Consider the following 2227-nt stretch of genomic DNA (forward strand, 5'->3'; position numbering starts at 1 on the left):
GCTGCTGGCGCAGGTGGCGGAGAACAGCTACCAGCTGGTGTGGTCCTTCCACCAGATCCTGCTGGACGGCTGGAGCCTGCCGCTGGTCTTCGAGGAATTCCAACGCCTCTACGGTGCGGCGCGGGAGGGCCAGACGCTGGAGTTGCCGCAGGCGCCGCCCTTCCGCAACTACATCGAATGGTTGGAGCGTCAGGACCTGGCCGCTGCCAAGGTTTGGTGGAAGGAGTGGCTGGAGGGTTTCGACGAGCCGACGCCGGTGGTTTTCGACCGCCCGGAGAGCGACCAGGGCCGCGAGTACGGCGAGCGCGAAGGGATCATGCCGCGGTCGCTCCACGAGCGGTTGCAGGGCTTTGCGCGCCGACACCGCATGACCGTGAATACGGTGGTGCAGGCTTCCTGGGCGCTGCTGCTGGCGCGCTACGCCAACGTCGACGACGTGGTCTTCGGCGTCACCGTTTCGGGTCGTCCGCCGGAGCTGGACGGGGTCGAGGACATGGTCGGCCTGTTCATCAACACGCTGCCGACGCGGGTGCGCATGCCCCGGGCTCAGGAGGAGGGTTCCTCGGTGCTCGAATGGCTCCAGGCCCAGCAGGCCAAGCAGCTGGAGCTCCGCGGATTCGAATTCACACCCTTGGCACAGGTCCAGCGGTGGGCCGGAATGGCGGGCGGCGACGGCCTCTTCGACACCTTCATGGTGTTCCAGAACTATCCGCTGGACGAGGCGCCGGAAGAGGCACCGGAAGAAGGCGGTGAAGCTGCGCCGGAAGCAGGTGCCGAAGGGGCTCCGGCGGAGGGCGTGACCAGCGCGGACACCGGTACGGAAGAGCGCTCGAACTTCGCCTTGACCCTGGTGGCCTATCCCGAGCCGGTGCTGACGCTGGATATCGAATACAACCGCCAGCGTCACGACGACAGCACTGTGGAACGCATGCTGCGCCACCTGCAGCAACTGCTCGACGGCATGGTGGCGCGGTCCGAGGCGCCGGTCTCGAGCCTGTCCCTGCTCACCGCGCCGGAGCGCCAGCAGCTGGAGGTGGAATGGGCCACCGGCGAGCCGGTGAAGCCGACGCTGGCCGCTTCCCGCTTGTTCCCCGCACGGTTTGCGGCGGTGGCCGAGGAGCAGGGCGATGCCGCTGCGGTTCGTTCCCACGACGGGACCAGCTGGAGCTATCGGGAGCTGGACGAGCGTAGCCGTTCGTTGGCGACGGCGCTGCAGGAGCAGTCGGTGGGGCCGGAGGTGTTGGTGGCGCTGGCGGCGGAGCGTTCGCCGGAGCTGGTGTGCGGCCTGGTGGCGATCCTGCGAGCCGGTGGTGCGTATCTGCCGCTGGATCCGGAATACCCCGACGATCGGCTACAGACGATGCTGACGGATTCGGCGGCGCCGGTGGTGCTGACCACCGCTCGGCTGGCCCCCCGGTTGGGCCAGCTGGCGCCGGAGGGAACCACCGTGGTGGTGGTGGAGTCGGCGTTCGGCGGCGAGGATCCCGCACCGGAGCTGCCGGCTCTGGAGTTGGATGGGGAGAGCCTGGCCTATGTGATCTACACCTCGGGTTCCACGGGTGTTCCCAAGGGTGTGGCGGTGTCCCACGCTGCGATGGTGATCTACGCCGACGAGATGGTTCATCAGCTCGAGCTGAGCGCCGAGGATCGGGTGCTGCAATTCGCCTCCATCAGCTTCGACGTGGTGGTGGAGGAAGTGATTCCGGCGCTGCTGGCGGGAGCCTCGGTGGTGCTGCCGGGGCGGGATCTGCTGCTTTCGGCGGAGCAGCTGGAGTCGGTGGTGGCGGAGCAGGGCGTGACGGTGATGGAGCTGCCGGCGGTGTATTGGCAGGAGTGGGTGCGGGACCTGGAAGAGCGGGAGATGCGTCCGCCGGAGTCGCTCCGGTTGGTGATGCTGGGCACCCAGAAACCGTCGCCGGAACGGTTGGCGACCTGGCAGGCCTGGGAGCTGCCGGCGCTCTACGTCTTCGGTCTGACCGAGACGACGGTGACCAATACGGTGCACTTCGTGCCGGCATCGGTTTCGGAGGATCCCTCGGCCTTGGATCTGCCCATCGGCCGCCCCATCGCCGGACAGCAGGTCTACGTGCTGAATGCCCTGGGCCAGCCCATGCCTGTGGGGGCGCCAGGAGAGCTGTTCATCGGGCACGAAGCGGGACGCGGTCAAGCTCGGACGCCCCAGATAGCCTCGAGCGATCCCGGTGCCGCCGATGAACAGCTCTCCTGG

General features: G+C 67.9%; 1 protein-coding gene. It reads left to right on the top strand.

Annotated elements, in window-relative coordinates:
• A partial coding sequence (locus tag SX243_26025; GenBank protein MDY7096444.1) for an AMP-binding protein occupies positions 1-2227 on the top strand: 2227 nt, incomplete at both ends.

The organism is Acidobacteriota bacterium, assembly GCA_034211275.1.
Taxonomy (GTDB): domain Bacteria; phylum Acidobacteriota; class Thermoanaerobaculia; order Multivoradales; family JAHZIX01; genus JAGQSE01.